This window comes from Castellaniella daejeonensis (genome assembly GCF_039523555.1).
GTDB lineage: Bacteria > Pseudomonadota > Gammaproteobacteria > Burkholderiales > Burkholderiaceae_B > Castellaniella > Castellaniella daejeonensis.
Window position 1 is genome coordinate 24,056 of record NZ_BAAAFN010000008.1, and the last position, 24,862, is coordinate 48,917.

Genomic DNA, 24,862 nt, shown 5'->3' on the forward strand with positions numbered 1-24,862 from the left:
GGGGCGCCCCGGCCTTCGTCAGGCGGCCTTGCCGGCCCCTGCCTGCGCGGTGCCGTTGCGGCGCCATTCCACCAGACCGATCGTGATGCCGCTGGCGCAGACCAAGGCGATTCCAAGCCATGACACCAGGTCGGGGAACTGGCCCCAGATCAGCCAGCCCAGGGCGGCGGCGCTGACGATCTGGAAATAGACGAAGGGCGCCAGCAGCGAGGCGGGCGCCCGCCGGTAGGCCTGGATCTGCAGGAAATGCCCCCCGCAGCCCCAGAAGCCCGTGCTCAGGAGCACCAGCCATTGCATGGGGGTGAGCCTGCCGACGAGCGCCGAGATGTCCTGCCAGTAGAGAGGCAGGGCCAGCGTCATCACCACGCTGCCCACGGCTCCGCTCCAGATCAGCGTCGTGTAGGGATCGTCGACCGCCACGCGGCGCGAGGCGATGTATTGAGAGGCCAGTGCGCAGGCCGTCATCAGGCCGAACAGCGTGCCTGCGGGGTCCAGGCCCGAACCCGGCCGCACCACCACCAGCACCCCGAGGAGCCCGATCCCTGCGGCGATCCAGCGCGACAGGAAGGGCGGCTCCTTGAGCGCCCAGGGCGCGATCGACAGCACGATCAGGGGCGCCAGGAAATTGATGGCGGTGGCCTGGCCCAGCGGCAGGAAGTGCAGGGTGGTGAAGAACAGCATGGTGGCGGCCAGCATGGACAGCCCGCGCGCCGCCTGCGCGCGCGGCCGGCGGCAGCGCAAGGCCTTCCAGCCCCGCACGGGGATGATGACGATCAGGGTCAGCGCCATGTGCACCCCGTAGCGCACCAGGCACACCACCCACAGCGTCACGCCGATGTCGGTGCCCATCAGGTACTTGCCGCTGGCGTCCAGGCCAGACAGCGCCCACATGGACGCAACCAGAAGGAGAACGCCCGCCAGTGTCTGGCGGGCGGGGGTTCCAGTGCAGGAAGGGGGCAAGATTCATCTCCGGCGTGGCGGTCAGCCTCGCTACTATAGGCCATTCCCGTACCTGGAATGGAACTTGCTGCCCCGTCCGGCCGCATCAACTGGAATGGGGGGCACTCATGGACGCAATCCTGCTCGCGCGCATCCAATTCGGGTTCACGATTTCATTCCACATTGTCTTTCCCGCCATCACGATCGGGCTTGCCAGCTATCTGGCGGTCCTGGAGGCCCTGTGGCTGGCCACGGGCAGGTCCGTCTACATGACGCTGTACCGCTTCTGGCTGAGGCCATTCGCCGTGGCATTTGCCATGGGCGTGGTGTCCGGCATCGTCATGGCCTACCAGTTTGGAACCCATTGGAGCGGATTCTCGTGCTTCGCCGGCGCGATCACGGGGCCCCTGCTGACCTATGAAGTACTGACTGCCTTCTTCCTGGAGGCCGGATTCCTGCGCGTCATGCTGTTCGGCCTCAAGCGGGTGGGGCCGGGATTGCACTTTCTTTCGACTTGCGTGGTTGCGCTTGGGACGCTGGTCTCGGCCACTTGGATCCTCGCTTCCAACAGCTGGATGCAGACTCCGCAGGGTCATGAAATCGTGAACGGCGTCGCGGTTCCGGTCGACTGGCTGAGGGTCATCTTCAACCCGTCCTTTCCTTTCCGGTTGAGCCACATGGTTACCGGCGCTTTTCTCGCCACGGCGCTCATCGTGGGCGGCACGGGCGCGTGGCACCTGCTCAGGCGTCCCGGCAATGCGCCGGCGCGGTCGATGCTGTCGATGGCGATGTGGATGCTGCTCGGCACGGCGCCCGCCCAGGCCGTGATCGGCGATCTGCACGGCCTCAACACGCTGGAGCACCAGCCCGCGAAACTGGCGGCGATGGAAGGGCATTGGGAACCGGGGGCGCCTGGCGAGGGCGTGCCGCTCATTTTGTTCGGCTGGCCCGACATGGATGCAGAGATGACACGCCATGCGGTCGAGATTCCCCGGCTCGGCAGCCTCATCCTCACGCACAGCTGGGATGCGCAGATTCCCGCGCTGAAGGATTTCCCGGCGGCCGATCGCCCCGATTCGACGAGCGTGTTCTGGACTTTCCGCATCATGGTCGGCCTGGGCCTGTTGATGATTGCGCTGGCCTTCTGGGGCGCGTGGCTGCGCCGGAGCGCAAGGTTGTACGGGCATCGGCGCTTCCTGAGGTGCACCGTGGCCATGTCGCCCGCGGGCCTCGCGGCCATCCTGGCCGGATGGTACACCACCGAGGCAGGACGTCAGCCCTGGGTCGTATACGGGCTGTTGCGCACCAGCGATGCCGCATCATCGCACCCCGCCGGCCAGGTCGCGTTCACCCTGGGCCTGTTCGTGGCGGTCTATTTGATGGTGTTCGGTGCCGGTACGGCGTACGGGTTGCATCTGCTGGCGGAAGATCCGGCGGATTCCGCGCCTGCCCCGGAAGGCGGGGCGGGCCAGTCCAGCCAGGCGATGCGGCCGCTGTCCGCGGCGCAGGAAGGGGACGGCCATGGGAATTGATCTGCCCATCGTCTGGGCCGTCATCATCCTGTTCGCGGTGATGATGTATGTCGTGATGGATGGCTTCGATCTGGGCATCGGCCTGCTGTTTCCATTCGTCCGGGACCGGGGCGGCCGTGATGTCATGGTCAATACCGTGGCACCTGTATGGGACGGGAACGAGACCTGGCTCGTCCTGGGAGGCGCCGGCCTGTTTGCGGCGTTCCCCGCCGCCTATTCCATCGTGCTGGAGGCCTTGAGCGTGCCGATCGTGCTCATGCTCGTCGGCCTGGTGTTCCGGGGCGTGGCGTTCGAATTCCGCTTCAAGGCACCGGTGGCGGCGCGGGCACGCTGGGATATCGCCTTCTGTGGCGGTTCTGCCGTGGCGGCCTTTTTCCAGGGCATCATCCTGGGGGCGTTTCTCGATGGCCTGGCCGCGCCCGGGAAGGATGCCGGAGGCAGCGTGCCATGGCTGTCGCCCTTTCCGTTGTTCACCGGCCTGGGACTGCTGGTGGAATACGGCCTGCTGGGCGCGACGTGGCTGGTCATGAAGACCGAAGGCCGTCTGCAGATGCGGTTCGCCGGCATTTCCGGCCTGCTCTCATGGGCATTCCTCGGCGTCATCGCCATCGTCAGCGTATGGACGCCGTTTGCCCATCCGCGGATCGCGGATCGCTGGTTCAGCTATCCCAACCTGCTCTGGTTCGCTCCCGTACCGCTGCTGGTGGGTATTGCGCTCCGGCGGCTGCGGGTCTCGCTCGGACGGGCGCCTGGCGCCGGCCCGTTCCTGTGGACCTTGCTGCTGGTCTTTCTCGGCTACAGCGGCCTGGGCATCAGCCTCTGGCCCTTCGTCGTGCCGCCCGTCCTGACGATCCGGGATGCGGCCGGCCCGCCTCAGAGCCTGGGTTTCACCCTGGTCGGCGCGCTGCTCGTCATACCCGTGATCCTGACCTATACCGGCTGGTCGTATTGGGTATTCAGGGGCAAGGTCCGGGCCGGGGAGGGCTACCATTGAATGCGCTGGCGAACTGGCTGCGCCGTGTGGCGTGGCTGCTGGCACTGTGGAGCGGCGGTGTCATCGTCGTGGCCGGATCGGCATGGCTGCTGCGCGCGGCGGCATCCTGGGCGATGTAGCCCCCGGAAAGGGACAAGGGCTTACAGACCGTAATCTGTAAGCCCTTGCTTGTGTATGGCGCGGCTGGCAGGATTCGAACCCACGACCCCTTGGTTCGTAGCCAAGTACTCTATCCAACTGAGCTACAGCCGCTAAAGAAGCGAAATTATAACGTGCTTTTTGAAGCTTGTCACATCGCTTTTGGCGCTCTTTCGAGAGCCCTTTCCAGTCACCCCAGGCGGATCAGCCCGCCGTCGCCCGGCGGTACCAGCCATGCCTGGACTGGAAAGCGCGAAATCATACCACGGATCGCGTGAACCGGCATCTGAGAAAAGGCCGTGGACAGCGCATCGGCGGTCGTCGCATCGGATGCGAGCACGCTGACGCTGCGCCAGCGCGGCACCGCCCCGCCCGTGAGCGGGTCGAACAGGTGTGTGAAGTGTCCCGCGGCGTCCAGCGGCGTGCCGTAGCCGCCGGATGTGGCCAGGGCCCGGTCGCCCAGGTCGATGGACTCGAGCACGCGGGATGGTTCACGGGGATCGGCGATCCCGGCGCGCCAGGGGCGGCCGGGGGCGGGCATGCCCAGGCCGCGTGCCTCGCCCAGGTCGATCAGGGCGTGCTCCAGTCCGTTGGACCGCAGCAGTTCGGTCACCCGGTCGGTGATGTAGCCCTGGGCGATGCCGTTCAGGGTCAGCGCCATGCCCTGGCGTTCCAGCACGATGGCGTCTTCCTCGATGCGGATGGCGCGGTAGTCCACCTTGGCCAGCACGGCCCGCAGTGCATCGGGCTCGGGAGGCAGCACCCCGCCGCCGAGCGCGCGGGCGGCATACAGGTCCCACAGCACTTGCACGGAGGGGTCGAAATGGCCATCGGTCCGCTCGCTGAAGGCGACGGACTGGGACAGCAGGCGGCTCAGGTCTGGCGGGGGGGCGTCCAGGCGGCCCGCGCGATTCAGGCGTACCAGGGCGCTGTCCTCGATATACAGGCTGAAAATCCGCTCCAGGCGGTGGATTTCGGCGACGGCCATGCGCACCAGCCGTTCGGCGTGGGCGCGGTCGGGATGCAGCAGCTGCAGCTGCGCGTCGGCGCCCAGGGCGATGCCGTTCCAGACGACCGGTTCGGGCAGTGCGGCGGGATCGCGCAATGCGGCGCGCAGGCTGCCTGGTCCGGCCAGGGCGGCGCTGGCCGCCAGAATGCCGAGGAACCGCCGGCGGCGGGGAAGGTGAGGGGTGTTCATGATGGAGCTCCGACGGGTTCGCGGTCTGCGCTGGGCACGAGTTCGGGGGCGCGCAGGACGTAGTCCTCCGGCATGTCCTTGAAGCTGGTGATGCGCCCGCCGTAGCGTTCGGCGTAGGCGAGTGCGTCTTCCATCCGTGCGAAGGGCAGGGCGTCTGGCGCGCCCATGCTGCCGACCGCGCTGCTTTCTATCAGGTAATGGGCGTTGCGGGCGTCGATCCAGGCGTCGGCCGGCGGGTTGCCGTCCGGTCCCGCGCGGCCCATGTCCTGCACGTAGATGGCGAGGATGGCCTTGGGCTCTTCGGGCAGCAGGGTGTAGGCGAAGACCTCGCGGATGGTGGAAAACCAGACCGGGATGTCGCGGTCGCGCAGGAGGATCTGGCCCTTGGGGCCGATGTGTTCGTAAAGGTTCATGCCGCAATAGTGGCCGACGGCGTCATCGGTCATCGCCATGGGAGAGGGGGGGACGGACGAAGTGCCGCCGCCGTTGCCGCAGCCGGCAAGGGCGGCGGCCATCAGGGCGGCGCCGAGCAGGTGCGCCGCGGACCGCCGGGTGATGCTCTTCGTGCGCACGGCACTGCGCAATGCATTCATAACGACCTCCGGTTGAAGGCCAGGGCCGCCAGGCCGAGCGGGACGGCGATCCAGAGGATCTGGGCCAGCAGCAGGAATCCGGTGGACAGCGAGGCCTGGTCGCTCAGCCCGGCCATGCCGGCAAACATGGCGATGTTCTCGTGGCCGGTCAGGTTCAGCAGGCGATAGACATCGGTCGGATTGAACAGCAGGATGCCGTTCAGCAGCGGTGCCGTGATGATGCGGCCCTGGTCGGCCACCAGCACGCCCAGCAGCACCATGTCGTAGATCACCACCAGGAACAGCCAGACGCCGATGGCCACGCCCGCGGCCGTGGCGCGTTCCTGGACCAGGGCGCTGATCAGGTAGCCCAGCGACAGGAAGCTGGCGCCCAGCAGGATGCTGGCGGCGATCAGCAGGGCAAAGGGCGTCCAGGCCGCGAGGTCCAGTCCGCCATGCGCCAGCTGCAGCGCCAGCCCCGCGATGCCGTAGCCGGCGATCGTGGCCAACGCCAGGATGGCCAGGTGGCCGAGGAACTTGCCCGCCAGGACCTGGCGCCGCGCGATGGGGTAGCTGAGCAGCAGGGCCATGGTGCCGCGATCGATCTCGCCGACGATGGCGTCATAGGACAGCAGCATGGCGATCAGGGGGATCAGGAAGATCGACAGGCTGGACAGGCTGACGACCGTGACGGTCAGGGGGTCGACCTTGACGGTGCCGGTCGGCGCGCTGCCCAGGAAGCCCAGCGACAGGGCCAGCATGGCCAGCAGCGCGGTGATCGCCAGCACCCAGCGGTTGCGCAGGCCATCGCGGATTTCCTTGCGGATCAGGATCAGGGTCGGATTCATGCGTCCTCCCGGCGCAGGAACTGCGCGTACATTTCATCGAGTCCGGGATGTTCGAGTTCGATGTCGCGGATGTCGGGCATGGCCTGGGCATCGCGCAGCCGGCGCAGCTTGTCGGCTTCGGAGCAAGTCGATTCGATGCGGCCGGCGCCGATGCGCCGCCAGCCTTCGGGAACCTGGATGGGGTCGTCGTCCAGTGTCAGGCGGATCCGGACCGGCAGGTCGGCCTCGCGGCGCAGTTCGCCCAGGGTGCCGTCGGCGATCTTCTGGCCCTTGCACATGACGATGACGCGGTCGGCCAGCCCTTCGAGCTCGGCCAGTGCGTGGGTGGACAACAGGATGGCGGCCCCTGCGTCGCGCAGTTCGCGGACGATGTCGTAGAACAGCAGCCGGGAAGCCGGGTCCAGGCCGGTCGTGGGTTCGTCCAGCAGCAGCACCCGGGGCGAGCCGAGCAGGGCCTGGGCGAGTGCCAGGCGCTGACGCATGCCCTTGGAATAGCCGCCGACCCGGCGCCGGGCGGCTTCGGCGATGCCCACGCGAGAGAGCAGGGCGGTGTTGCCGTTCGTGGACAGGCCTTTCAGGCGGGCGTAGAAGGCCAGAGTCTCGATGCCCGTCAGCGACGGGTGCAGGGCCACGGTTTCCGGCAGGTAGCCGATGTGGCGCCGGGCGCGGGCGGCGGCCGGCGTGCCGGCGGTCTCTCCCAGCACGCGCACCGAACCGGTTTCCGGGCGGATCAGGCCCAGGATCAGCTTGATCAGGGTGCTCTTGCCGGCGCCGTTGTGGCCGGCCAGGATGACGCATTCGCCTGGCTCGATGAACAGGCTGACGTTGTCCACGGCCCGCATCGCGGCGTAGCGTTTGGTGACGGATCGCAGTTCGATCGGGGGCGCTGTGACGGTCATGGCAGGGCCTCGAATTTTTTCAGGGTCGGCGTGGCCGGAATCCCCATGAGCGGGGCGCTGTCGATCACGCCGCCGGGCAGGATCGCGGGGAATTGGGACTGGGCCCAGCGAACGATGGAGACGGCCGGGCTGTTGAGCAGCAGCCGCGCGTTGGGTGCTCGCCAGACGACCTGGTCGATCAGGCCGTTGGGGCGGTAGGCGGTATCTGCAATGCCGTTGCCGTCCAGGTCGAAGGCGGACAGGTCGGACCAGTAGTTGCCTCGCCCGGCCTGCGACCATTCGAGATAGCGGGTGCCGACGTACTTCACCTGGTTCTGGTTGCCGACGAAGGCGTTGCCGTGGATGCGGTTGCCTTCGGAACCGGTGTAGTGGACGCCGATGCCGCAGTCCTGGAAATGGTTGTCGGCCAGCTCGTTCATGTTGGCGTTGTAGACGAACACGCACTTTTCGGCCCGCACGATGACGTTGCCGTCGACGATGGAGTCGTCCGTGGCGTTCAGCATCAGGCCCTGGTGCGTGCTGTCGACGGCGATGTTGTCGCGCACGGTCAGGCGGCGGGAGAACATGATGGCGTAGCCGATCTCGTTGCCGCGCGATACATTGCCGCTGACCTCGCTGTCGTTGGTGTACATGTAGTGCACCGCGTAGCGCAGGTTGTGGAAGACGTTGCCGCTGAATACGTTTTCGCGGCTGTTGTTGGAGAAGATCCCGTCGCGGCCTTCGGAAATGTCGTTGTCCAGCACCTTGGAGCCGGGTGCGTTCCAGACGGTCACGCCATTGCCGCGCTCGTTCACGCGCAGCCCGGTGTTGCCGACGATGCGGTTGCGTTCCACCAGGGCATCGCGCGCACCCCAGAGATAGACGCCGACGGAATTGTCGATGATGTCGTTTTCCGCGACGCGGGCGCGGGTGGCGGTCTTGTCGAGAAAGATGCCCGCGTCCATGTCGGGCAGGCTCAGGCCCGAGTGGCGGACGGTCAGGTGGCGCAGGGCGACGTCCTCGGCCTTGACCCAGATGGTGCGGCCCGTGCGCTCGCCCAGGATGCGGGCGCCGCGGTCGGGCGGCCCCTGAAGGGTCAGGGGCTTGTCGATGACCAGGTTGCCGGGATAGTCGCCCGGCGCCAGGTTCAGGACGTCGCCCGGCGCCGCCGCCGCGATCGCGGCCCGCAGGTCGGAACCCGCAGGCACGTCGATCACGGCGGCGCGCACCGCCCCGTGGGCGGCGATCAGGATCGCCAGCCCTGCGGCAAAAGAGATCGGGGCGGTCGGACGACGCATGGACATCAGGCCTTCTTGGGCTTGACGTACATCTGGCCGGACATTTCCATGTGCAGCGCGTGGCAGAACCACTGGCAGTAGTACCAGTGCACGCCCGGACGCGAAGCCGTGAAGGTGACCGAAGAGGTCGCCTGCGGCCCGATTTCCATGGCGATGCCGTAGCCGGTCAGCGTGAAGCCGTGGGTCAGGTCCTCGATGCGCTCCATGTTGGTGACCACGACGGTGACTTCGTCGCCTTCGTTGACTTCGAAGCTGGGCAGGCTGAACACCGGCGCCACGGCCACCATGTAGACCCGCACCTTGTTGCCGTCGCGGATCACGTTCGCGGCGGATTCCAGGGTGACGCCGTCCTTGGCGGCCATCTGGCGGACGTCCTCCCAGATCGGGTCGTTGCGGTCCCAGATGTGCTTGGGGCGGACCTTGGAGCGGTGCACCAGCAGCATGTCGTGCGGTTCCGCGAAGCTGGGGCCGTCGTGCACCAGCTTCATTTCGTCGCCGGAGATGTCGATCAGCTGGTCGTTTTCCGGCTTCAGGGGGCCGACATTCAGGAAACGGTCCTTCGAGAACTTGTTCAGCGACACCAGCCACTTGCCGTCCGCTTCCTTGGTTTCACCCATCGTGGTGTGGTTGTGGCCGGGCTGGTAGTGCACGTCGAGCTTCTGGATGATCGGATCGACCTTCTCGCCCTTGTAGGCCTGCTTGGCCTTCTCGATGTTCCACTTGCACATCTGGCTGTCGATGAACAGCGTGGTGTAGGCGTTGCCGCGGCCGTCGAAGGCCGTGTGCAGGGGGCCCAGGCCCAGCTGCGGTTCGGCCACGACCACGTCGCGTTCCTTGATCTTGTCATCGAACAGGTCGTCGAGCTTGCGCACGTCGATCACCGTGACGGTGGGCGAGAGCTTGCCATTGAAGACCACGTGGATGCCGTCGGGCGCGGCGTTGCAGCCGTGCGGCGAATTGGGCACCGGGATGTAGCGCGTGTACTTGGAGCCCTTGCGTCCGTCGATGACGGGCACGCCGTTCATTTCCTTGTAGTCGCCGTTCTTGACGGCTTCCTCGATGCGCTTGATGTTGAACACCACCGCCCAGTCCTGCTCGTTGGCGGACATCTCGGTGACGGACAGCCCCTTTTCGGAGTTGTAGCAGGTGGCAAAGGAGTACTTGCCCTGGTAGTCGGCGTCGCCGTTGTCCAGGTTGCCGTCCACCAGCACCTGCCAGGCCACCTTCATGGTTTCGCCGTCCACGGCGGTGTAGATGGCCCAGAAGTTCTTCTTCGGGTCGTCCATCACGGAACCGTCGTTGGGCAGCGGAACGATGTGCTCACCGTTGCAGAAGACGTAGCCGGTCTTCGGATAGCGCTGCGGACGCAGGCCGTGGATACCGTCGGCGTTGGGGATCTCGACGATCTTGTCGGTCTTCATCACGTCGCAGCGGATGCGGGCCACGCGGGTGTTGGCCTTGTCGTTGATGAAGATGTAGCGCCCGTCATAGGTGTTGTCCGTGAAGGACATGTGCGGGTGGTGCGCGTCGCCGTTGGGCAGCACCGGCATGTTGTTGTCTTCGAGGAACTTGCGCGTTTCGGGCGTCAGGCCTTCGTTCAGGATCCGGCGGCTTTCGTTGGTGCGGCCCCATCCCGTGGCGCTGCACATGTTGAAGACCGGGATGCGCATCAGTTCGCGCATGGACGGCAGGCCCAGGATACGCACTTCGCCCGACTGGCCGCCGGAGTTGAAGGCGTAGTATTCGTCCAGTTCACCGGGGGCGACCTCGACGCTTTGATGGCCTTTCTTCTTGTCGTCCTTGGCATTGGCCGTCAGGTGGGTTGCGCCGACGGCGGCGGCCCCCGTCAGTGCGGCAGTGCCGAGGAATCCCCGCCGGCTCAGGCCGGATTTGTCGCTGGTGTGGTCGGACATGGTGTTCTCCCAAGGGTTGTATGCATAGCGCGCCGGCTTACCGGCCGGTGTGGATCGCTATGGGTTCGACGAAACTGGTTGCGGTTCGGCAGACGGATCGCGCGGCCGCACGGTCGGCTTGCGGCTGGCGACGACCTCGCCGGGGATGCCGGCGTCGGGCGGCGGCGCCTTGTGGCGCTTGAGCTTGGCGTTCTTCTGGATCAGGTGCGGGCAGCGCTTCTCGTTGTTGTAGAGTTGCTGGCAGTTCAGGCACTGGATGCACTCGTTCGGGTTGATGTCGCCTTCCGGATTGATCGCCTGCACCGGGCAGTCCACGGCGCACAATTGGCAGGGGTTGCCGCAGGTCTTGTAGCGGCGCAGCCAGTCGAAGATCCGCAGCCGCGCGGGAATCGCCAGGGCTGCGCCCAGCGGGCACAGGTAGCGGCAGTAGAAGCGTTCGATGAACAGGCCTGCCAGCAGCAGCACGACGGCGAAGACGACGAACGGCCAGTCGCGCACGAACTTGAGGATGATCGCGGTCTTGAAAGGCTCGACTTCCGCGAATTTTTCCGCCGTGCCCAGCTCGTACAGCGAGATGCCGAACAGGATCAGGAAAATGATGTATTTCAGGCCGGCCAGGCGGGTGTTCAGGCCGTGGGGCACCTTGATCTGGGGCACATGCAGCTTCTGTGCGACCTGGCTGGTGAGTTCCTGCAAGGCGCCGAAGGGGCACAGCCAGCCGCAGAACGCGCCGCGGTTCCAGAAGATCAGTGACATCGCCGTGGCGATCCACAGGATGAACACGATCGGATCCATCAGGAAGTATTCCCAGCTGAAGTCCGTGCGCAGCGATGTGGTGAAGGTGAGCACGTTCACGACCGAGAGCTGTGCCTGGGCGTACCAGCCGATCCAGAACAGCGTGAAGAGCAGGAACACCGTGCGGAACCGCTTGTAGAAGACTTCGTGCTTGACGATCTGGTTCTGGAAGAAGAACACCGCGATCAGGGTCAGCAGCGCGATCGAGATGATGGCGATCTGCACGGTCTTGGCGATCCAGATCTGCTTCCACAGCGCGGGGGCGGCCTCGTCGCCGTCGGTGTCCGCGATCTGCGAGTCCGCCACCGGCGGCGTGCCGGCCGTGCCGTCGCCGCTCTGCGTGCCGGCCTGCGCGGCCTGGGTATCGACCTTGGTGTAGGTGCGGGGCAGGTCGTAGTTCAGCACGAATGCGGTGAAAGCCTTTTCCTTCACGCTGATCACGCGTTGCACGGTCAGCTGCAGGCGCCACGGTTCGACCGGATCGAAGACGGCGTCCGTCGGGACGGTGAACAGCGCCACTTCACGGAAGCCGGGTGCGCCGGCGGCCATCAGGTCGGCCAGGCGCTGGTGGTCCAGGTCGGTGAAGCGGAAGCTGTTTTCGTTCTGGATGACCTCGATGCGGTCGAACACACCGCCGCGCACATAGCCCGATCCCTTGAAGGAATAGCCGTTGCCGGCGATCAGGATGGCCTGCTGGCCCGGTGCGAGACGGTCGCGCAGGTAGCCGTACTCGGCATCGCCCAGCAGGCTGCGGCCGATCGACGGCACGCTGACCAGGGCGGCGTACAGGTCGATGAAGGTGTCCTCGGGGGCGCCGGGCTCGGGGTGGTCGATGGCACCCTGGCGGCCGGTCGCCTCGAAGGCCTTGTTGACATCGGCCACGGACAGGCGCAGGTGGCCGACGGCGCCCGATTTCAGCAGCGCGTCCCAGGATTCCGTGCTCTCCTGGGCCATGTCGACGACACGGTGCTCGGCGGTGGCGGCCTGGGCCTGGCCTTCCCGGCCGATGCCGTAGTGGCGTGCCACGGAAAGCACCGAGCGGGTCAGGCTGTCGCCGACGACCATCAGGGTGACGGTGGCGCCGCTGATGATGTCCACGGGCGGTGGCGCGCCGGGCCGGGGCGGCTCCTGGACGTAGTTCTTGCCGATGTAGCCGTCGATGAAGGCCTGGACCTTGGCTTCGGGGATGCCGATGAGCACGATGGGTTCGTGGTGCTCGACCAGCTTGGCGCCGACGATCTGGCCGTCCAGCGACAGGCCGACGACGATGTCGATCGGTTTGCTGGAATAGCCCCGGGTGTTGACGATGTCGGTGGTCAGGTAGACGTAGCCGACCATCCGGTCGCCCGTGTAGGCGCGGGCGACTGCGGGCTTGCCTTCCGGGGGGCCGATGCGGTCGGCACCGGGGAAGATGTCGCCGGGCCGGAGGTTCTTCAGGAATGCGCCCAGCCGGGGGCCTGCGCCGACGGGGGTGCCGCCCTGGCCGAATTTGAAGGCCTGCTGCGCGCCGCCCCCCTGGGGCGCGGAAGCGGCCACGGCCGGCGGGGCGATCAGACAGGACCACAGCAGGAGCAGGGCGGCGATCCCGAACAGGCTGAAGGATCGTGACTGTCGATGTGTGGCGAAGCGGCGCATGAAGAGGGCTGGACTGGTGACTGGAAGATGTCACCATCCTAGCCGTAGGGGTTAACCTGGGTCTTGCGCCGGATCAAGAAAGCCTTAAAAGCGACTGAACGTGATTTTGCCGGGAAATGGCCTGGGCCATGTCATGGAACGGGGACGCGCCCAAAAGGGTCGCGGACCGGGGCGAGCAGGGCAGCCCATGCGTGGCGGCGCTTGGGTTGCACCGCTGCTGCTCATGGGGTTGTACCCTGGTTCAGCGCGGCTTTTTCGCGCCCGGCGCCCGGCTGACGGCCGGATGGCCCGGCACGAAGAAGCGCAGCGGCTTCGCGGCCCATTCGCCCGCATAGTCCACGCCGATGCGCGGGCTGGCGGCGATGGCGGCGGGGCCGGGCGCGTCGTCCTGCGCGAGCCACAGCGTGTCTCCGCAGAGGTCGATGCCGTAATGATCTCGGGTCACGCCCATGGCGCGGCACAGGCGGCCCGGGCCGCTGGTGGATGCGTCCAGGCCCCGGACGGGCGCCAGTGCCCGCAGCAGCACGGCCGTGCCGCTGCCTTCGGGCCCCGTGACGACGTTCATGCAGTGGTGCATGCCGTAGATCAGGTAGACGTAGGCGTGGCCGGGCGGCCCGAACATGGCCCGGGTCCGGGCCGTTCGTCCGCGCGATGTATGGGCAGCCAGGTCGCCGGGCCCCAGGTAGGCCTCGACTTCGACGATGCGCCCCATCCTGAGGCCGTCCGGTGCGTCGTGCACCAGCAGACGGCCCAGCAGGTCGCGGGCAACGGTTTCGGCGGGGCGATCGTAGAAGGCGCGGTCGAGCCGCCGGCACTCGCCCTGGATCGGGTCGGCGGGCGTGATCAGACGGGAGATGCCGGATGCCATGGGCTCAATCCCGGCCCGCCGCGGCCCACAGCCGGTCAAGCAGCGCGTGTCGGCCGGCCGGGGGCAGGAACGACGCCTTCAGGCTGTTTGCCGCCAGCGTCACGAGTTCGTCGCGGGACAGGTCCAGGGCTTCGGCGCTGGCGATGTAGTTGTCCAGCACATAGCCGCCGAAATAGGCCGGATCGTCGGAATTCAGCGTGACCAGGGCCCCGGCCCGCAGCAGCCGGGCCAGGTTGTGTTCGCGCAGGTCGTGCACCACGCCCAGCTTCAGGTTCGACAGGGGACAGACCGTCAGGGGCACCTGACGGCGGATGATCTCCTGCAGCAGCGCGGGGTCTTCGCTGCTGCGCACCCCGTGGTCGATGCGGGCGACTTTCAGCGTATCCAGGGCGCCGCGCACGTACTCGGGCGGGCCTTCTTCTCCGGCGTGGGCGACCAGGCGGAAGCCCAGCTGGGCGCAGCGCGCATAGATCCGGGCGAATTTTTCCGGCGGATTGCCGCGCTCGGACGAGTCCAGACCTATGCCGATCCACAGGTCGGCATAGGTCTCGCGCAGCGGCAGGGCGGCTTCCAGGGTGGCGAAAGCGTCGTCCTCGGACAGGTGGCGCAGGAAACTGAGCAGCAGGCAGCTGCTCATGCCCAGGGTGTCGCGGGCCTCGCGCAGGGCGCGCGCCAGCCCGGCGAACACCGTGTCCAGCGCGATGCCGCGCGCCGTGTGGGTCTGGGGGTCGAACATGATTTCGGCGTGGACGACTCCGTCCGCATGGGCACGGCGCAGGTAGGCGGCGGCCAGGTCGTAGAAATCCTGTTCGGTCACCAGGACGCCTGCGCCTGCGTAATACAGGTCCAGGAAGGATTGCAGGTCGGTGAAGCGGTAGGCGTCCCGGACGGCCTGGACGTCTGCATAGGGCAGGGTGATGCCGTTGCGCCGGGACAGTTCGAACATCAGTTCGGGTTCGAGCGTGCCTTCGATGTGCAGGTGCAGTTCGGCCTTGGGCAGGGCGCGCAGCCAGTCGCGCCATTCATGTTCGGAAGAGGCAGCCATGGGATTTCCAGTGGGGCTAGGCAGGCTCCCATTATAGGCAGGGGAGGAATGCCCGGCCTTCAGACGTGCGGGCCGCGCCAGGCGGCCCAGGCGAGCGCCAGCCAGGACAGGATCATCATCAGCCCGCCGATCGGCGTGATGGCGCCCAGGGCGCGCACGTCCGTCAGCACCAGCGCATACAGGCTGCCGCTGAAGACGGCCAGCCCGGCCAGCATCAGCCCGCCTGCCCAGGCCGCGGGGCCGGTCGCCAGGTGCGGCCAGAGGGCAGCCACCAGCAGCAGCCCGGCGCCATGGATCAACTGGTAGTGGGCGGCCGTGCGCCAGATGTCGAGCAGGTCCGGGGCCACCAGGCGTTTCAGCCCATGCGCACCGAAGGCGCCGGCTGCCACGCCCAGCGCCAGGATCAGGGCGCCGCACAGGATCAGGGAACGGGGATTCACGTCGAGCCTCCGTGATGAGCGACGGATCGATTGTATCCGCGCCGTATCCGCGCCGTATCCGCGCGGCCTGTCCGCCGCCGGGAATCGCGGGTAGACTGGGACTGTGCTCGTGTCCGGGAGGACAGCGGAAATGGATCGCGTATACATGGCGCAATCGGTGCCTGTGGCCGAAAACCAGGTGCCGGACCTGCCCGATTGCAATCTGTACCTGATGGACGAAGCCCTGGTCGAAGGGGTGCGCCGCGAAGGCGCCGGCAGCCGGGAAGCCGGGCTCGAAACCTGGGGCGCCCGGCTGGGCCGCGCCGATCTGGCGCGCCTGGCGGCCGAAATCAACCGCCAGGGTCCGGTGCTGCGGTCGTTCGATCGCCGGGGCATGCGCATCGACGTGGTGGAATTCCATCCCGGGTGGTCCGAATTCCTGTCGCTGGCCTTCGCCCAGGGCATGCACGGCGGCGCCTGGACCGAGCCGGGGCAGGGTGCCCAGGTCGCCCGCGCGGCGCACTATCTGATGCATGGCCAGGTCGAAGCCGGTTCCCTGTGCCCGGTCACCATGACCAGCGCCGCGATCCCCCTGCTGATGCGCGAGCCCTGGTTCCACGAGATCCGGCCGCTGCTGGCCAGCCGCGAATACGACGACCGCGACGGCCCCCTGACCGGGAAGCGTTCCATGATGGTCGGCATGGGCATGACCGAGCGGCAGGGCGGATCGGACCTGCGCGCCAACCTGAGCCGCGCCGAGCCGCAAGGCAAGGGCTGGTTCCGGCTGACGGGCCACAAATGGTTTTTTTCCTCCCCCATGTCGGATGCGCACCTGGTGCTGGCGCGCGACGGCGACGGCCATTCCTGCTTCTATCTGCCGCGCTGGCTGGATGAAGGGCGCCGCAATCCGGTGCGGATCCTGCGGCTCAAGGACAAGCTGGGCAACCGCTCCAACGCCAGCGCCGAGGTCGAGTTCGAAGACGCGCTGGCGCGCCGGATCGGCGAACCCGGCCGAGGCATCGCCACACTGGTCGAAATGGCGTCCTACACGCGCCTGGACTGCGTGCTGGGCAGCACGGCCCTGATGCGCCAGGCGCTGGTCCAGGGTGTCCACCACGCCCGCCACCGGCGGGCCTTCGGCCGCCTGCTGATCGATCAGCCGTTGATGCGGCAGGTGCTGGCGGACCTGGCCCTGGAAAGCGAGGCGGCCACGGTCCTGGCGCTGCGGCTGGCGGGCGCCTTCGACCGTGCCGGGCAGCCGGCCGAACAGGCGCTGCGCCGGCTGCTGACGCCGGCGGCGAAATTCTGGATCTGCAAACGGGCCATCGACGTGACCGCCGAATGCATGGAAGTCTGGGGCGGCAACGGCTATGTCGAAGACGGCTCCATGGCCCGGCTGTACCGCGAGGCGCCCGTCAATTCCATCTGGGAAGGTTCGGGCAACGTCATGTGCCTCGATGTGCTGCGGGCCGCGCGCCAGGAACCGCAACCCGTTGCCCAGACGGTGGACGGGCTGGCCCGCGCCCATCCGGGCGAGCCGGCCCTGAGGGCGGCGGCAGACCGGCTGCTGTCGGCCCTGGCGCTCGATGCGGATGGCCAGCAGGCGATGGCCCGGATGGTGGCGCGGGATCTGGTCCTGCTGGTTCAGGCGGACCTGTTGCTGCGGTATGCGCCGGATTGGCTGTCGCGGGCCTTCGTGGACAGCCGCCTGGGTACCCCGGGCGGGGATGCGTTCGGCGCCCGGCCCGTGGCGCTCGCCTCGGATGCCTTGCTGCAGCGCGCCTGGCCCGGATAGGCCGAGGCGGCATCCGAAGATGTCCCGGGCGACGCGGGCGCCTGCGGCGCGCTCCCCATTACAATGGCCGGAAACAGCCGCGCATTCCGCAGCGGCCCTTCCCGTTTGTTCCATGCCGATTTCCGTTCGCCCCGCGTTCCATCCGGTCCGGTGCGCCATGCTGGCGCTGCTGTCTGTCACGCTGCTCCTGGCGCTGCCCATGTCTGCGGCGGCGTCCGGCACCTACTCTCTGTCCGGCCGGGTCGTGGATGTGTCCGACGGCGACACGCTGACGCTGCTGGCGGGGCGGGGCCGCCACCGGGTCCGCCTGGCAAGCATCGATGCCCCGGAAACCGGTCATGGCCGCCAGCGGCCCGGCCAGCCCTTCGGTCAGGCGGCGCGCAAGGCCCTGGCCGATCTGGTGGCCGGCAGGACGCTGACGCTGAATTGCTTCGAGCAGGACCGCTACGGGCGCGACGTCTGCGACGTGCCGCTGCCCGATGGCCAGACAGCCAACCGTGTGATGGTCGAACATGGCCTGGCCTGGGCCAACCGGCAGGGTGGCGGGAAATACCTGCGGGACGGTGCAATTGCGGGGCTGGAGCGCCGTGCGCGCGACCAGCGCCTGGGCCTGTGGCGCCAGGCCGGCGCCGTTGCGCCCTGGGACTGGCGCTGGCAATGCTGGGACGCGCTTGAAAACGGCCGATCGACCTCCATCTGCTGATCATGGCACTCAAAGTATTCGATCTCTCGTGCGAGCACGACCATGTCTTCGAAGGCTGGTTCTCGTCTCTGGACAGCTATCAGGACCAGCTCTCCCGTGGACTGGTGCGCTGCCCCGTCTGTCACAGCGACCAGATCACGCGCCGGGTCTCGGCGCCGCATCTGAACGTCAGCCATTTGCGCGCCGGATCGGCACCGCGCACGGCGCCGTCCGCCCCGGCCGGCACCGACGTCGCGGCCCGGGCGGCCGTCGCGGCGCCGTCCGGCGACCAGATGGCCCGCCTGCAGGCCGAGGTCCTGCGCCAGATCCGCCGCATCGTGCGCCAGACCGACGACGTGGGCGCGCGCTTTGCCGACGAGGCCCGTCGCATGCACAGCGGCGAGATCGAGGAGCGCCCCATCCGCGGCACGGCCTCGGTCGAGGAATGCCGTGAACTGGTCGAGGAAGGCATTTCCATCATGCCGATTCCGGACATCCTGGACGACGACCGGCTGCAGTAGGCGCCGTGCGCCCGTGCATGGGAAATCAGCGGGCGGAAATGAAAAAGACCGGGCAGGGCCCGGTCTTTTTTTCGCATGCGCGCTGGAAGATCACATCACCCGGCTGCGGTATTCGTTGGTGCGGGTATCGATCTCGATCTTGTCGCCGATGTTGCAGAACAGCGGCACGGCCAGTTCGAAGCCGGTGTTGATCTTGGCGGGCTTGAGCACCTTGCCGGACGTGTCGCCCTTGACGGCGGGCTCGGTGTAGGTGATCTCGCGCACGATGATGGTGGGCAGTTCCACCGAGATCGCGCGGCCGTCGTAGAACACGACTTCGACCGCCATGCCTTCTTCCAGGTAGTTCAGCGCGTCGCCCATGCTGTCGGCTTCGACTTCGTGCTGGTTGTATTCCTCGTCCATGAAGACGTACATCGGGTCGGCGAAGTAGGAATAGGTGCATTCCTTGTTCTCGAGCATCACCTGCTCGAACTTTTCGTCGGCCTTGTAGACGGATTCGCTGGCGCTGCCGGTGAGCAGGTTCTTGAACTTGAGCTTGACGACAGCGGCGTTGCGGCCTGACTTGTTGTATTCCGCCTTCTGGACGACGAGAGGGTCGTTGCCGACCATGACGACGTTGCCAACGCGCAGTTCCTGTGCGATTTTCATGGGAAAAACTCCGGGGATGTGTGCCCCGTGCCAAAACGCATTCCGAGGCAAAGCTGAAAAAAGTTAACTGTGCATTCTAGCGCGTTTGGCGGTGTCGCAGGCAAAAATCCAGTAAATCTTGACCCAGATCGGGTTGATTGGCCAGTTCCGCGCACCAGGCACGGCTGCGCGTTCGCCAATCGGTCCAGGCCGGTTCCCGCAGCGCGGCCGGCAGCGTCCGGGCCACAGCCTCGTCGTCGGACCGGTTCCAGGCGCGGATCAGCGCAGCGGCCGGGGCAGGCCACCGGGCCCGGTCCAGCCAGGCTTCCAGTTTGTCGAGGTGGGCATCCTGCGCCTGGCGGTAGATCTGCCAGACCAGGGGTTCGCCTGCCCAGAGCGCCCTGACCAGGGAATCCTCGCCGCGCACGAAATTCAAATCGCAGCACCACAGCAGTTCGTCGAAACGTGCCTGGGGCACGAATGGAATGGTTACCACGCGCAGGCTGCCCCGGTCGCGCAGCGCGGCGGCGGGGCGGCCGCCCGGGACCAGCAGCCAGACGGGCCGGTCCAGTTCGGCCAGCGCCGTCTGCAGGCCCGCCAGCGGTGCGTCGGGGTAGCAGAACAGCAGTGCGCACAGGGCGTCGCCCGGCGGCGCGGACGGCAGGCCGGTCAGGGACTGCAGCCGCTGGCCGCGGGCCTGTGCCTGTTCGGCGTCGCGGTGCGCCAGCAGGCCCGGTTCGCGCAGCAGCCCGCCGGTGGCCGGCGTGAAGCCGGGAAAGAAAAAGAACTTGGGTACGCCGTTTGCCTGGAGCGAGGGCAGGCCATGGCAGCCTTCCACCCAGGATTCGGCGCTGAGGTATTCCAGGTTGATCCACAGGCAGTCCTGCCCGGTCATGGCGTCCTGGTAGGCCGGCGGCAGGGCGCAGGCGAAAGCCTCGACGACCACGCCGCCGCGGGGCGGGGCGGCACGTTCCGCCCCGCGCCAGGTGCCGACCCGTACGCCGTCCAGCGTCTGTTCTTGCGCGCCGGCATCCAGCGCCGGCACCAGCCGCGCCAGGATGCCGGGCTGGTCGATCCACAGGCGCACCGGCTGACCCAGTGCCGCCAGCCGCCGCGCCAGCCGCCAGCACACGCCCGCATCGCCGAAATTGTCGACGACGCGGCAGAACAGGTCGAAGGACAGCGCATTCATCGGGCTGGGGCCGGGCACGGGTCAGTCCCTGCGGACCGGCCCGTGCCCGGCGAATGCGAGCCGCATGCGAGCGGCGGGGTGAAGGAATGCCACGCCCGGTCCGATGCTAGTGGAACTGGACGGGTTCCGGATCGATTTCTTCGGGCAGCTCGGGATGCTGCATGTCGCCCAGCATGTTGGGAAAGTAGGGTGTGCCGCAGTCTTCGCAGAATTCCATGGGCTGCAGCCCGGGCAGGCGGCGGATGTCCTGGATGCCGCATTCGCGCAGCAGGGCGGCGATCGTGTCCCAGGTGTCCACCTGGCCTTCGGCATCCGGTTCGGGCTGGGATTCCTCGCGGCTGAGCGCGGGCCAGACGCAGCCGTAGATCACGTCGTTGCTCTGGCGGGTGCAGAAACCGATGCGGTATTCCTCGACCGACTGTTCACCGCAGGCGACCAGCGCCGCCCGCAGGTCGGTGCCCGGGATCTGGGCGGCTGTCTGCAGCCAGGTGGCTGCTGCCTTGAGAGTGAGGGGGCGGATGCCCTGGTCGGCCTGGCGGGTGCTGGTGTAATAGGCCTCGGGGCGCAGATATTCCAGCTGGCAGCCGGTGAAGGCGGCTTCGAGGATGCGCGCGCAACCCTCGGCCCAGCGCCGGCTGACGTCGTCCTGGGCGGGGGCTTCGGCGGGCAGGGGAGATTGCCACTGGAACACGGGCTCGCCGCGCGGAACCACCACCGCGCCGACCAGGAAGAAGACGTCGGCCAGCAGGTCTTCGGGGGCGTCGGCGTCGCGCAGGACGGGACCTTCGCGGCGCAACCCCAGGGCGCGCATCGCCAGCGCCTGGGTCCAGGCGCGTGTTTCCTGGAACGATTGCGGCAGGCGGTCGAAGCGAACCAGCGAAGGCAGCATGGCGATCCGCGCCCGGGGATTCAGCACGGCTTCGGCCAGCAGGGATTCGAGCGCCTGCGCCTGGGCCGCGTTCAATTGGCCGGACGGCAGCCGGTAGCGGGTCCAGGCCAGGACCGGCGCCGAAATCAGCAGCGTGTCGCAGTCCTGGCCGTCCGGCCCCGGCATCAGCGATTCGGAGCGGGCCTCGGCCAGTTCGACGAGCAGTTCATAGGCCGCCGAGCGCTGTTCCAGCAGGACGTCCAGGGCGGATTCCACGGCGCGGCCGTGCCGGGCGCCCAGGGCCTTGTCCAGGGCTTCGCCCAGGCAGCCTTCCCAGTAGATGTCTTCCAGGTGGCTGCCGGAGCGCGACAGGGCTTCGGCCAGGGAGATCAGTGTCTGCGATGTGCGCGACAGGGAGGAGGAACGGGAACGAGGGGGCATGGTGTACCGGTGAACAGGGCAGACCTTAGTGTACCGCGTGCAGTGGTCGCCCCCGGCGGAGCCGGGGCATGAAAAACCCCGGGCCGGGGCCCGGGGTGGCAGGTGCCGTGCGCAAAGCCCGCCGGAACCGCCGAGACGGCCCGGACGCTTCGCAGGCGGATCAGGCTTCGACCGTGCTGGCCACCGCCGTGAAGTCCTCGATCTGGTCGAAGTTCATGTAGCGGTAGATCCGGTCGCCGTCCTTGGCGAGGACGCCCATGTCGGTCAGGTATTCCTCGCGCGTGGGGATGCGGCCCAGTCGCGAGCAGATCGCGGCCAGTTCCGCCGAACCCAGGAACACGTTGGAGTTCTTGCCCAGGCGGTTGGGGAAGTTGCGGGTGCTGGTGGAGAACACCGTGGCGCCTTCGCGCACCTGGGCCTGGTTGCCCATGCACAGCGAGCAGCCGGGCATTTCCATGCGCGCCCCGGCCGTGCCGAAGGTGCCGTAGTGGCCTTCCTTCGTGAGCTCGCTGGCGTCCATCTTGGTGGGCGGGGCGACCCAGAGCTTCGAGGGCAGGTCGCGCTTGCCTTCCAGCAGCTTGGCGGCTGCGCGGAAGTGGCCGATGTTGGTCATGCAGCTGCCGATGAAGACTTCGTCAATGGCCGTGCCGGCCACGTCGGACAGGGTCTTGACGTCGTCCGGGTCGTTCGGGCAGGCGACGATGGGCTCCTTGATGTCGGCCAGGTCGATCTCGATCACGGCCGCGTATTCGGCGTCGGCGTCGGGTTCGACCAGCTGCGGGTTCGCCAGCCAGGCCTCCATGTTCTTGATGCGGCGCGCCAGCGTGCGGGCATCCTGGTAGCCGTTGGCGATCATCCACTTGAGCAGCGTGATGTTGCTGTTCAGGTATTCGATGATCGGCTCTTTGTTCAGCCGCACCGTGCAGGCGGCGGCGGAGCGCTCGGCCGAAGCGTCGGACAGTTCGAAGGCCTGTTCGATCTTGAGGTTGGGCAGGCCTTCGATTTCGAGGATGCGACCGGAGAAGATGTTCTTCTTGCCCTTTTTCTCGACAGTGAGCAGGCCTTGCTTGATCGCGTACAGGGGGATCGCGTTGACCAGGTCGCGCAGCGTCACGCCGGGCTGCATTTCACCCTTGAAGCGCACCAGCACGGATTCGGGCATGTCCAGCGGCATGACGCCGGTGGCCGCGGCGAAGGCGACCAGGCCGGAGCCGGCCGGGAAGCTGATGCCGATGGGGAAGCGGGTGTGCGAGTCGCCGCCGGTGCCCACGGTGTCGGGCAGCAGCATGCGGTTCAGCCACGAGTGGATGATGCCGTCGCCCGGGCGCAGCGCCACGCCGCCGCGCGTGCTGATGAAGGCGGGCAGTTCGTGATGGGTCTTGACGTCCACGGGCTTGGGATAGGCCGCGGTGTGGCAGAAGGACTGCATCACCAGGTCGGCCGAGAAGCCCACGCAGGCCAGATCCTTCAGCTCGTCGCGGGTCATGGGGCCGGTGGTGTCCTGGCTGCCGACCGAGGTCATGCGCGGTTCGCAGTAGGTGCCCGGGCGCACGCCCTTGCCTTCCGGCAGGCCGCAGGCGCGGCCGACCAGCTTCTGCGCCAGGGAATAGCCCTTGCCGCTGTCGGCAGGGGCCTCGGGCAGGCGGAACAGGGTCGTGGGCGGCAGGCCCAGCGCGGCGCGGGCCTTGGCCGTCAGGCCGCGGCCGATGATCAGCGGGATGCGGCCGCCGGCGCGCACTTCATCGAGCAGCACGTCGGATTTCAGCTGGAATTCGGAGATCACCTGGCCGTTCTTCAGGGCCTTGCCTTCGTAGGGGCGCAGCTCGATGACGTCGCCCATGTTCATGGCGGACACGTCCAGTTCGATCGGCAGGGCGCCGGAATCTTCCATGGTGTTGTAGAAGATCGGGGCGATCTTGCCCCCCAGACAGACACCGCCGAAGCGCTTGTTGGGCACGTAGGGGATGTCCTCGCCGGTGTGCCAGATGACGGAATTGGTGGCGGACTTGCGCGAGGAGCCGGTACCGACCACGTCACCGACGTAGGCGACCAGATGGCCCTTGGCCTTCAGTTCGTCCAGCAGCTTGATCGGGCCGACCTGGCCGGGCGCGTCGGGCACGATGCCGTCGCGCGGGTTCTTCAGCATCGCCAGCGCATGCAGCGGGATGTCCGGGCGGCTCCAGGCGTCGGGGGCGGGCGACAGGTCGTCGGTGTTGGTTTCGCCGGTGACCTTGAACACGGTCAGGGTCATGCTCTGCGGAACTTCGGGGCGGCTGGTGAACCATTCGGCGTCGGCCCAGCTTTGCAGCACGGCCTGGGCGTGGGCGTTGCCGGCCTTGGCCTTTTCCTCGATGTCGTGGAAGGCGTCGAAGACCAGCAGGGTCTTCTTCAGGCCTTCGGCGGCGACCGGTGCCAGGTCGGCGTGGTCCAGCAGCTCGATCAGGGCGCTGATGTTGAAGCCGCCCAGCATGGTGCCCAGCAGCTCGGTGGCGCGGCGGGCGTCGATCAGGGGGCAGGATTCCTTGCCCAGCGCGACGGCGGCCAGGTAAGAAGCCTTGACCTGGGCGGCGTCGTCCACGCCGGCGGGGACGCGGTGCGTGAACAGGTCCAGCAGGAACTCGGCTTCGCCGGCCGGCGGGTTTTTCAGCAGTTCGATCAGGTCGGCCGTCTGCTTGGCCGTCAGGGGAAGCGGCGGGATGCCGATCGCCTCGCGGGCGGCGGCTTCGGTGCGGTAGGATTCCAGCATGGAGTGATGCCCCAGGAGTGAGGGTTGGAGAACGGCGCTATTTTACCGGTAAGCTCCGCGATCAGGCAATACTCTTATATAAGATATAAGACCGTGTGCCCGATCGGCCCTGTTCCGCACCTCCTTTCCCGCTTGCCGGGGGTGCGGGCATCCGGGCGGGCCGGGCATTGCCCGGCCCGAGGGGTACGGGCCGCTCAGAAGCGGTAGCCGACCCCGACGGTGGCGACCCAGGGATTGATCCTGGTCTTGCCGATGTCCGCGCCGTTCAGGCGGACGTTGGACGAGATGTCGATGTAGCGCAGGTCTGCGTTCAGGAACCAGCGGTCATTGAGCTTGTAGTCCACGCCGACCTGGGCGGCGACGCCCCAGGAATCGTCCAGGCTGAGATTGCCCAGCTTGCTGTTCGTATCGAAGAAGGTCGTGTAGTTCAGGCCCACGCCCACGTAGGGCTGGAACGCGGCGTCCGGCAGGAAGTGCCATTGCAGGCTGAGGGTGGGCGGCAGCTGCTGGGTCGAGCCGATGTCGCCCAGGCCCTTGGCGTTGATCGTGTGCTTGAAGGGGTAGGCGCCCAGCAGTTCAATGCCGATGTTGCGCGTGGCCATGTAGGTCAGGGTGAAGCTGGGGCGGGTGCTGCCGTCGATGTCCAGCTTGACGGCGCCGTTGGCCACCGTGCCGTTGTCGGACTTGGGTTCGACGTGCGTGACACCGACCTTCAGCAGGATGTCGCCCGCTTCGTGAGCCAGCGCGGGGCCCGCGGCCAGGGTGCCGGCGGCCAGGGTGCAGGCGAGGACGGTGTGACGAAGGCGGAATGCCATGAGGATCTCCCTATTTGCAGTGTGGGTATGGAAGATCCCATTGTGTCGGAATGCGGCCGACGGGCATTTAATCCCGATCAAGAAAACCGCACGGCCGCTGCTT

At 67.4% G+C, this 24,862-nt stretch carries 22 protein-coding genes and 1 tRNA gene; 6 read left to right on the plus strand and 17 right to left on the minus strand.

The window, feature by feature from the left end:
• Positions 1–18 precede the first annotated feature (18 nt).
• The gene (locus ABD022_RS04995; protein WP_486303426.1) at positions 19–960 is read right to left on the minus strand and encodes a DMT family transporter; all 942 of its coding nucleotides are present in this window, start codon (positions 958–960) and stop codon (positions 19–21) included.
• 107 nt (positions 961–1,067) lie between these two features.
• Between ABD022_RS04995 and ABD022_RS05000 the strand changes: the two genes are divergently transcribed.
• The 3 genes from ABD022_RS05000 to ABD022_RS05010 are packed head-to-tail and all read left to right on the plus strand — an operon-like array spanning position 1,068 to position 3,584.
• Positions 1,068–2,471: a cytochrome ubiquinol oxidase subunit I gene (locus tag ABD022_RS05000; protein WP_343820425.1), complete on the plus strand. Its 1,404-nt coding sequence runs from the start codon at positions 1,068–1,070 to the stop codon at positions 2,469–2,471.
• The gene (cydB, locus tag ABD022_RS05005) at positions 2,461–3,465 is read left to right on the plus strand and encodes a cytochrome d ubiquinol oxidase subunit II (protein ID WP_343820317.1); all 1,005 of its coding nucleotides are present in this window, start codon (positions 2,461–2,463) and stop codon (positions 3,463–3,465) included. Before ABD022_RS05000 ends, cydB begins: the two co-directional genes overlap by 11 nt.
• Positions 3,462–3,584, plus strand: a complete 123-nt coding sequence (locus ABD022_RS05010; protein ID WP_325126132.1) for a DUF2474 domain-containing protein — start codon at positions 3,462–3,464, stop codon at positions 3,582–3,584. Before cydB ends, ABD022_RS05010 begins: the two co-directional genes overlap by 4 nt.
• A gap of 56 nt (positions 3,585–3,640) precedes the next feature.
• Here the strand turns inward: ABD022_RS05010 and ABD022_RS05015 are convergent.
• The 11 genes from ABD022_RS05015 to ABD022_RS05065 form a co-directional block, all read right to left on the minus strand.
• Positions 3,641–3,717 (minus strand) — tRNA-Arg (locus ABD022_RS05015).
• A gap of 76 nt (positions 3,718–3,793) precedes the next feature.
• Positions 3,794–4,801, minus strand: a complete 1,008-nt coding sequence (locus ABD022_RS05020; RefSeq protein WP_325126134.1) for an FAD:protein FMN transferase — start codon at positions 4,799–4,801, stop codon at positions 3,794–3,796.
• Positions 4,798–5,394 (minus strand): nitrous oxide reductase accessory protein NosL, encoded by a 597-nt coding sequence (locus ABD022_RS05025; RefSeq protein WP_325126136.1) that lies wholly within the window; start codon positions 5,392–5,394, stop codon positions 4,798–4,800. Before ABD022_RS05025 ends, ABD022_RS05020 begins: the two co-directional genes overlap by 4 nt.
• Positions 5,391–6,221, minus strand: coding sequence for an ABC transporter permease (locus ABD022_RS05030; RefSeq protein ID WP_325126139.1), 831 nt, complete (start codon positions 6,219–6,221; stop codon positions 5,391–5,393). The genes ABD022_RS05025 and ABD022_RS05030 overlap by 4 nt, the downstream gene beginning before the upstream one ends.
• The gene (locus ABD022_RS05035) at positions 6,218–7,120 is read right to left on the minus strand and encodes an ABC transporter ATP-binding protein (RefSeq protein ID WP_325126140.1); all 903 of its coding nucleotides are present in this window, start codon (positions 7,118–7,120) and stop codon (positions 6,218–6,220) included. Before ABD022_RS05035 ends, ABD022_RS05030 begins: the two co-directional genes overlap by 4 nt.
• Positions 7,117–8,403 carry a nitrous oxide reductase family maturation protein NosD gene (locus ABD022_RS05040; RefSeq protein ID WP_325126143.1) on the minus strand — a complete coding sequence of 429 codons (1,287 nt, stop codon included), beginning with the start codon at positions 8,401–8,403 and terminating at the stop codon, positions 7,117–7,119. Before ABD022_RS05040 ends, ABD022_RS05035 begins: the two co-directional genes overlap by 4 nt.
• A complete protein-coding gene (gene nosZ / locus ABD022_RS05045) occupies positions 8,403–10,310 on the minus strand; it encodes a TAT-dependent nitrous-oxide reductase (RefSeq protein ID WP_325126145.1) in 1,908 nt (635 codons plus the stop codon). The genes ABD022_RS05040 and nosZ overlap by 1 nt, the downstream gene beginning before the upstream one ends.
• Before the next feature lie 57 nt (positions 10,311–10,367).
• On the minus strand, positions 10,368–12,740 hold the full coding sequence (locus tag ABD022_RS05050; RefSeq protein WP_343820321.1) for a 4Fe-4S binding protein: 2,373 nt from the start codon (positions 12,738–12,740) through the stop codon (positions 10,368–10,370).
• A 241-nt stretch (positions 12,741–12,981) separates the two neighbouring features.
• A complete protein-coding gene (locus ABD022_RS05055; protein WP_325126149.1) occupies positions 12,982–13,608 on the minus strand; it encodes a DNA-3-methyladenine glycosylase in 627 nt (208 codons plus the stop codon).
• A gap of 4 nt (positions 13,609–13,612) precedes the next feature.
• Positions 13,613–14,653 (minus strand): adenosine deaminase, encoded by a 1,041-nt coding sequence (locus ABD022_RS05060; protein WP_325126151.1) that lies wholly within the window; start codon positions 14,651–14,653, stop codon positions 13,613–13,615.
• A gap of 59 nt (positions 14,654–14,712) precedes the next feature.
• Entirely contained in the window at positions 14,713–15,093 is a 381-nt protein-coding gene (locus ABD022_RS05065; protein ID WP_325126153.1) for a DUF423 domain-containing protein, read from the minus strand.
• A 130-nt stretch (positions 15,094–15,223) separates the two neighbouring features.
• Between ABD022_RS05065 and ABD022_RS05070 the strand changes: the two genes are divergently transcribed.
• The 3 genes from ABD022_RS05070 (at position 15,224) to ABD022_RS05080 (ending at position 18,070) form a co-directional block, all read left to right on the plus strand.
• The gene (locus ABD022_RS05070; RefSeq protein WP_343820323.1) at positions 15,224–16,867 is read left to right on the plus strand and encodes an acyl-CoA dehydrogenase family protein; all 1,644 of its coding nucleotides are present in this window, start codon (positions 15,224–15,226) and stop codon (positions 16,865–16,867) included.
• A 112-nt stretch (positions 16,868–16,979) separates the two neighbouring features.
• On the plus strand, positions 16,980–17,570 hold the full coding sequence (locus ABD022_RS05075) for a thermonuclease family protein (RefSeq protein ID WP_343820325.1): 591 nt from the start codon (positions 16,980–16,982) through the stop codon (positions 17,568–17,570).
• Positions 17,571–17,572: 2 nt separating this feature from the next.
• Entirely contained in the window at positions 17,573–18,070 is a 498-nt protein-coding gene (locus ABD022_RS05080; RefSeq protein ID WP_325126159.1) for a DUF1178 family protein, read from the plus strand.
• Between the two features lie 90 nt (positions 18,071–18,160).
• Here ABD022_RS05080 and efp read toward each other — a convergent pair whose 3' ends face one another.
• From efp to ABD022_RS05105, 5 genes are all read right to left on the minus strand, one after another.
• On the minus strand, positions 18,161–18,718 hold the full coding sequence (gene efp / locus ABD022_RS05085) for an elongation factor P (RefSeq protein WP_325126161.1): 558 nt from the start codon (positions 18,716–18,718) through the stop codon (positions 18,161–18,163).
• 76 nt (positions 18,719–18,794) lie between these two features.
• Complete coding sequence (gene earP, locus ABD022_RS05090) at positions 18,795–19,880, minus strand: elongation factor P maturation arginine rhamnosyltransferase EarP (RefSeq protein WP_325126220.1); 1,086 nt, start codon at positions 19,878–19,880, stop codon at positions 18,795–18,797.
• A gap of 115 nt (positions 19,881–19,995) precedes the next feature.
• Complete coding sequence (locus tag ABD022_RS05095; RefSeq protein WP_325126163.1) at positions 19,996–21,198, minus strand: DUF2863 family protein; 1,203 nt, start codon at positions 21,196–21,198, stop codon at positions 19,996–19,998.
• A gap of 160 nt (positions 21,199–21,358) precedes the next feature.
• Positions 21,359–23,944 carry a bifunctional aconitate hydratase 2/2-methylisocitrate dehydratase gene (acnB, locus tag ABD022_RS05100; RefSeq protein ID WP_325126165.1) on the minus strand — a complete coding sequence of 862 codons (2,586 nt, stop codon included), beginning with the start codon at positions 23,942–23,944 and terminating at the stop codon, positions 21,359–21,361.
• Positions 23,945–24,138: 194 nt separating this feature from the next.
• Entirely contained in the window at positions 24,139–24,759 is a 621-nt protein-coding gene (locus tag ABD022_RS05105; protein ID WP_414647465.1) for an OmpW/AlkL family protein, read from the minus strand.
• Between the last annotated feature and the right edge of the window lie 103 nt (positions 24,760–24,862).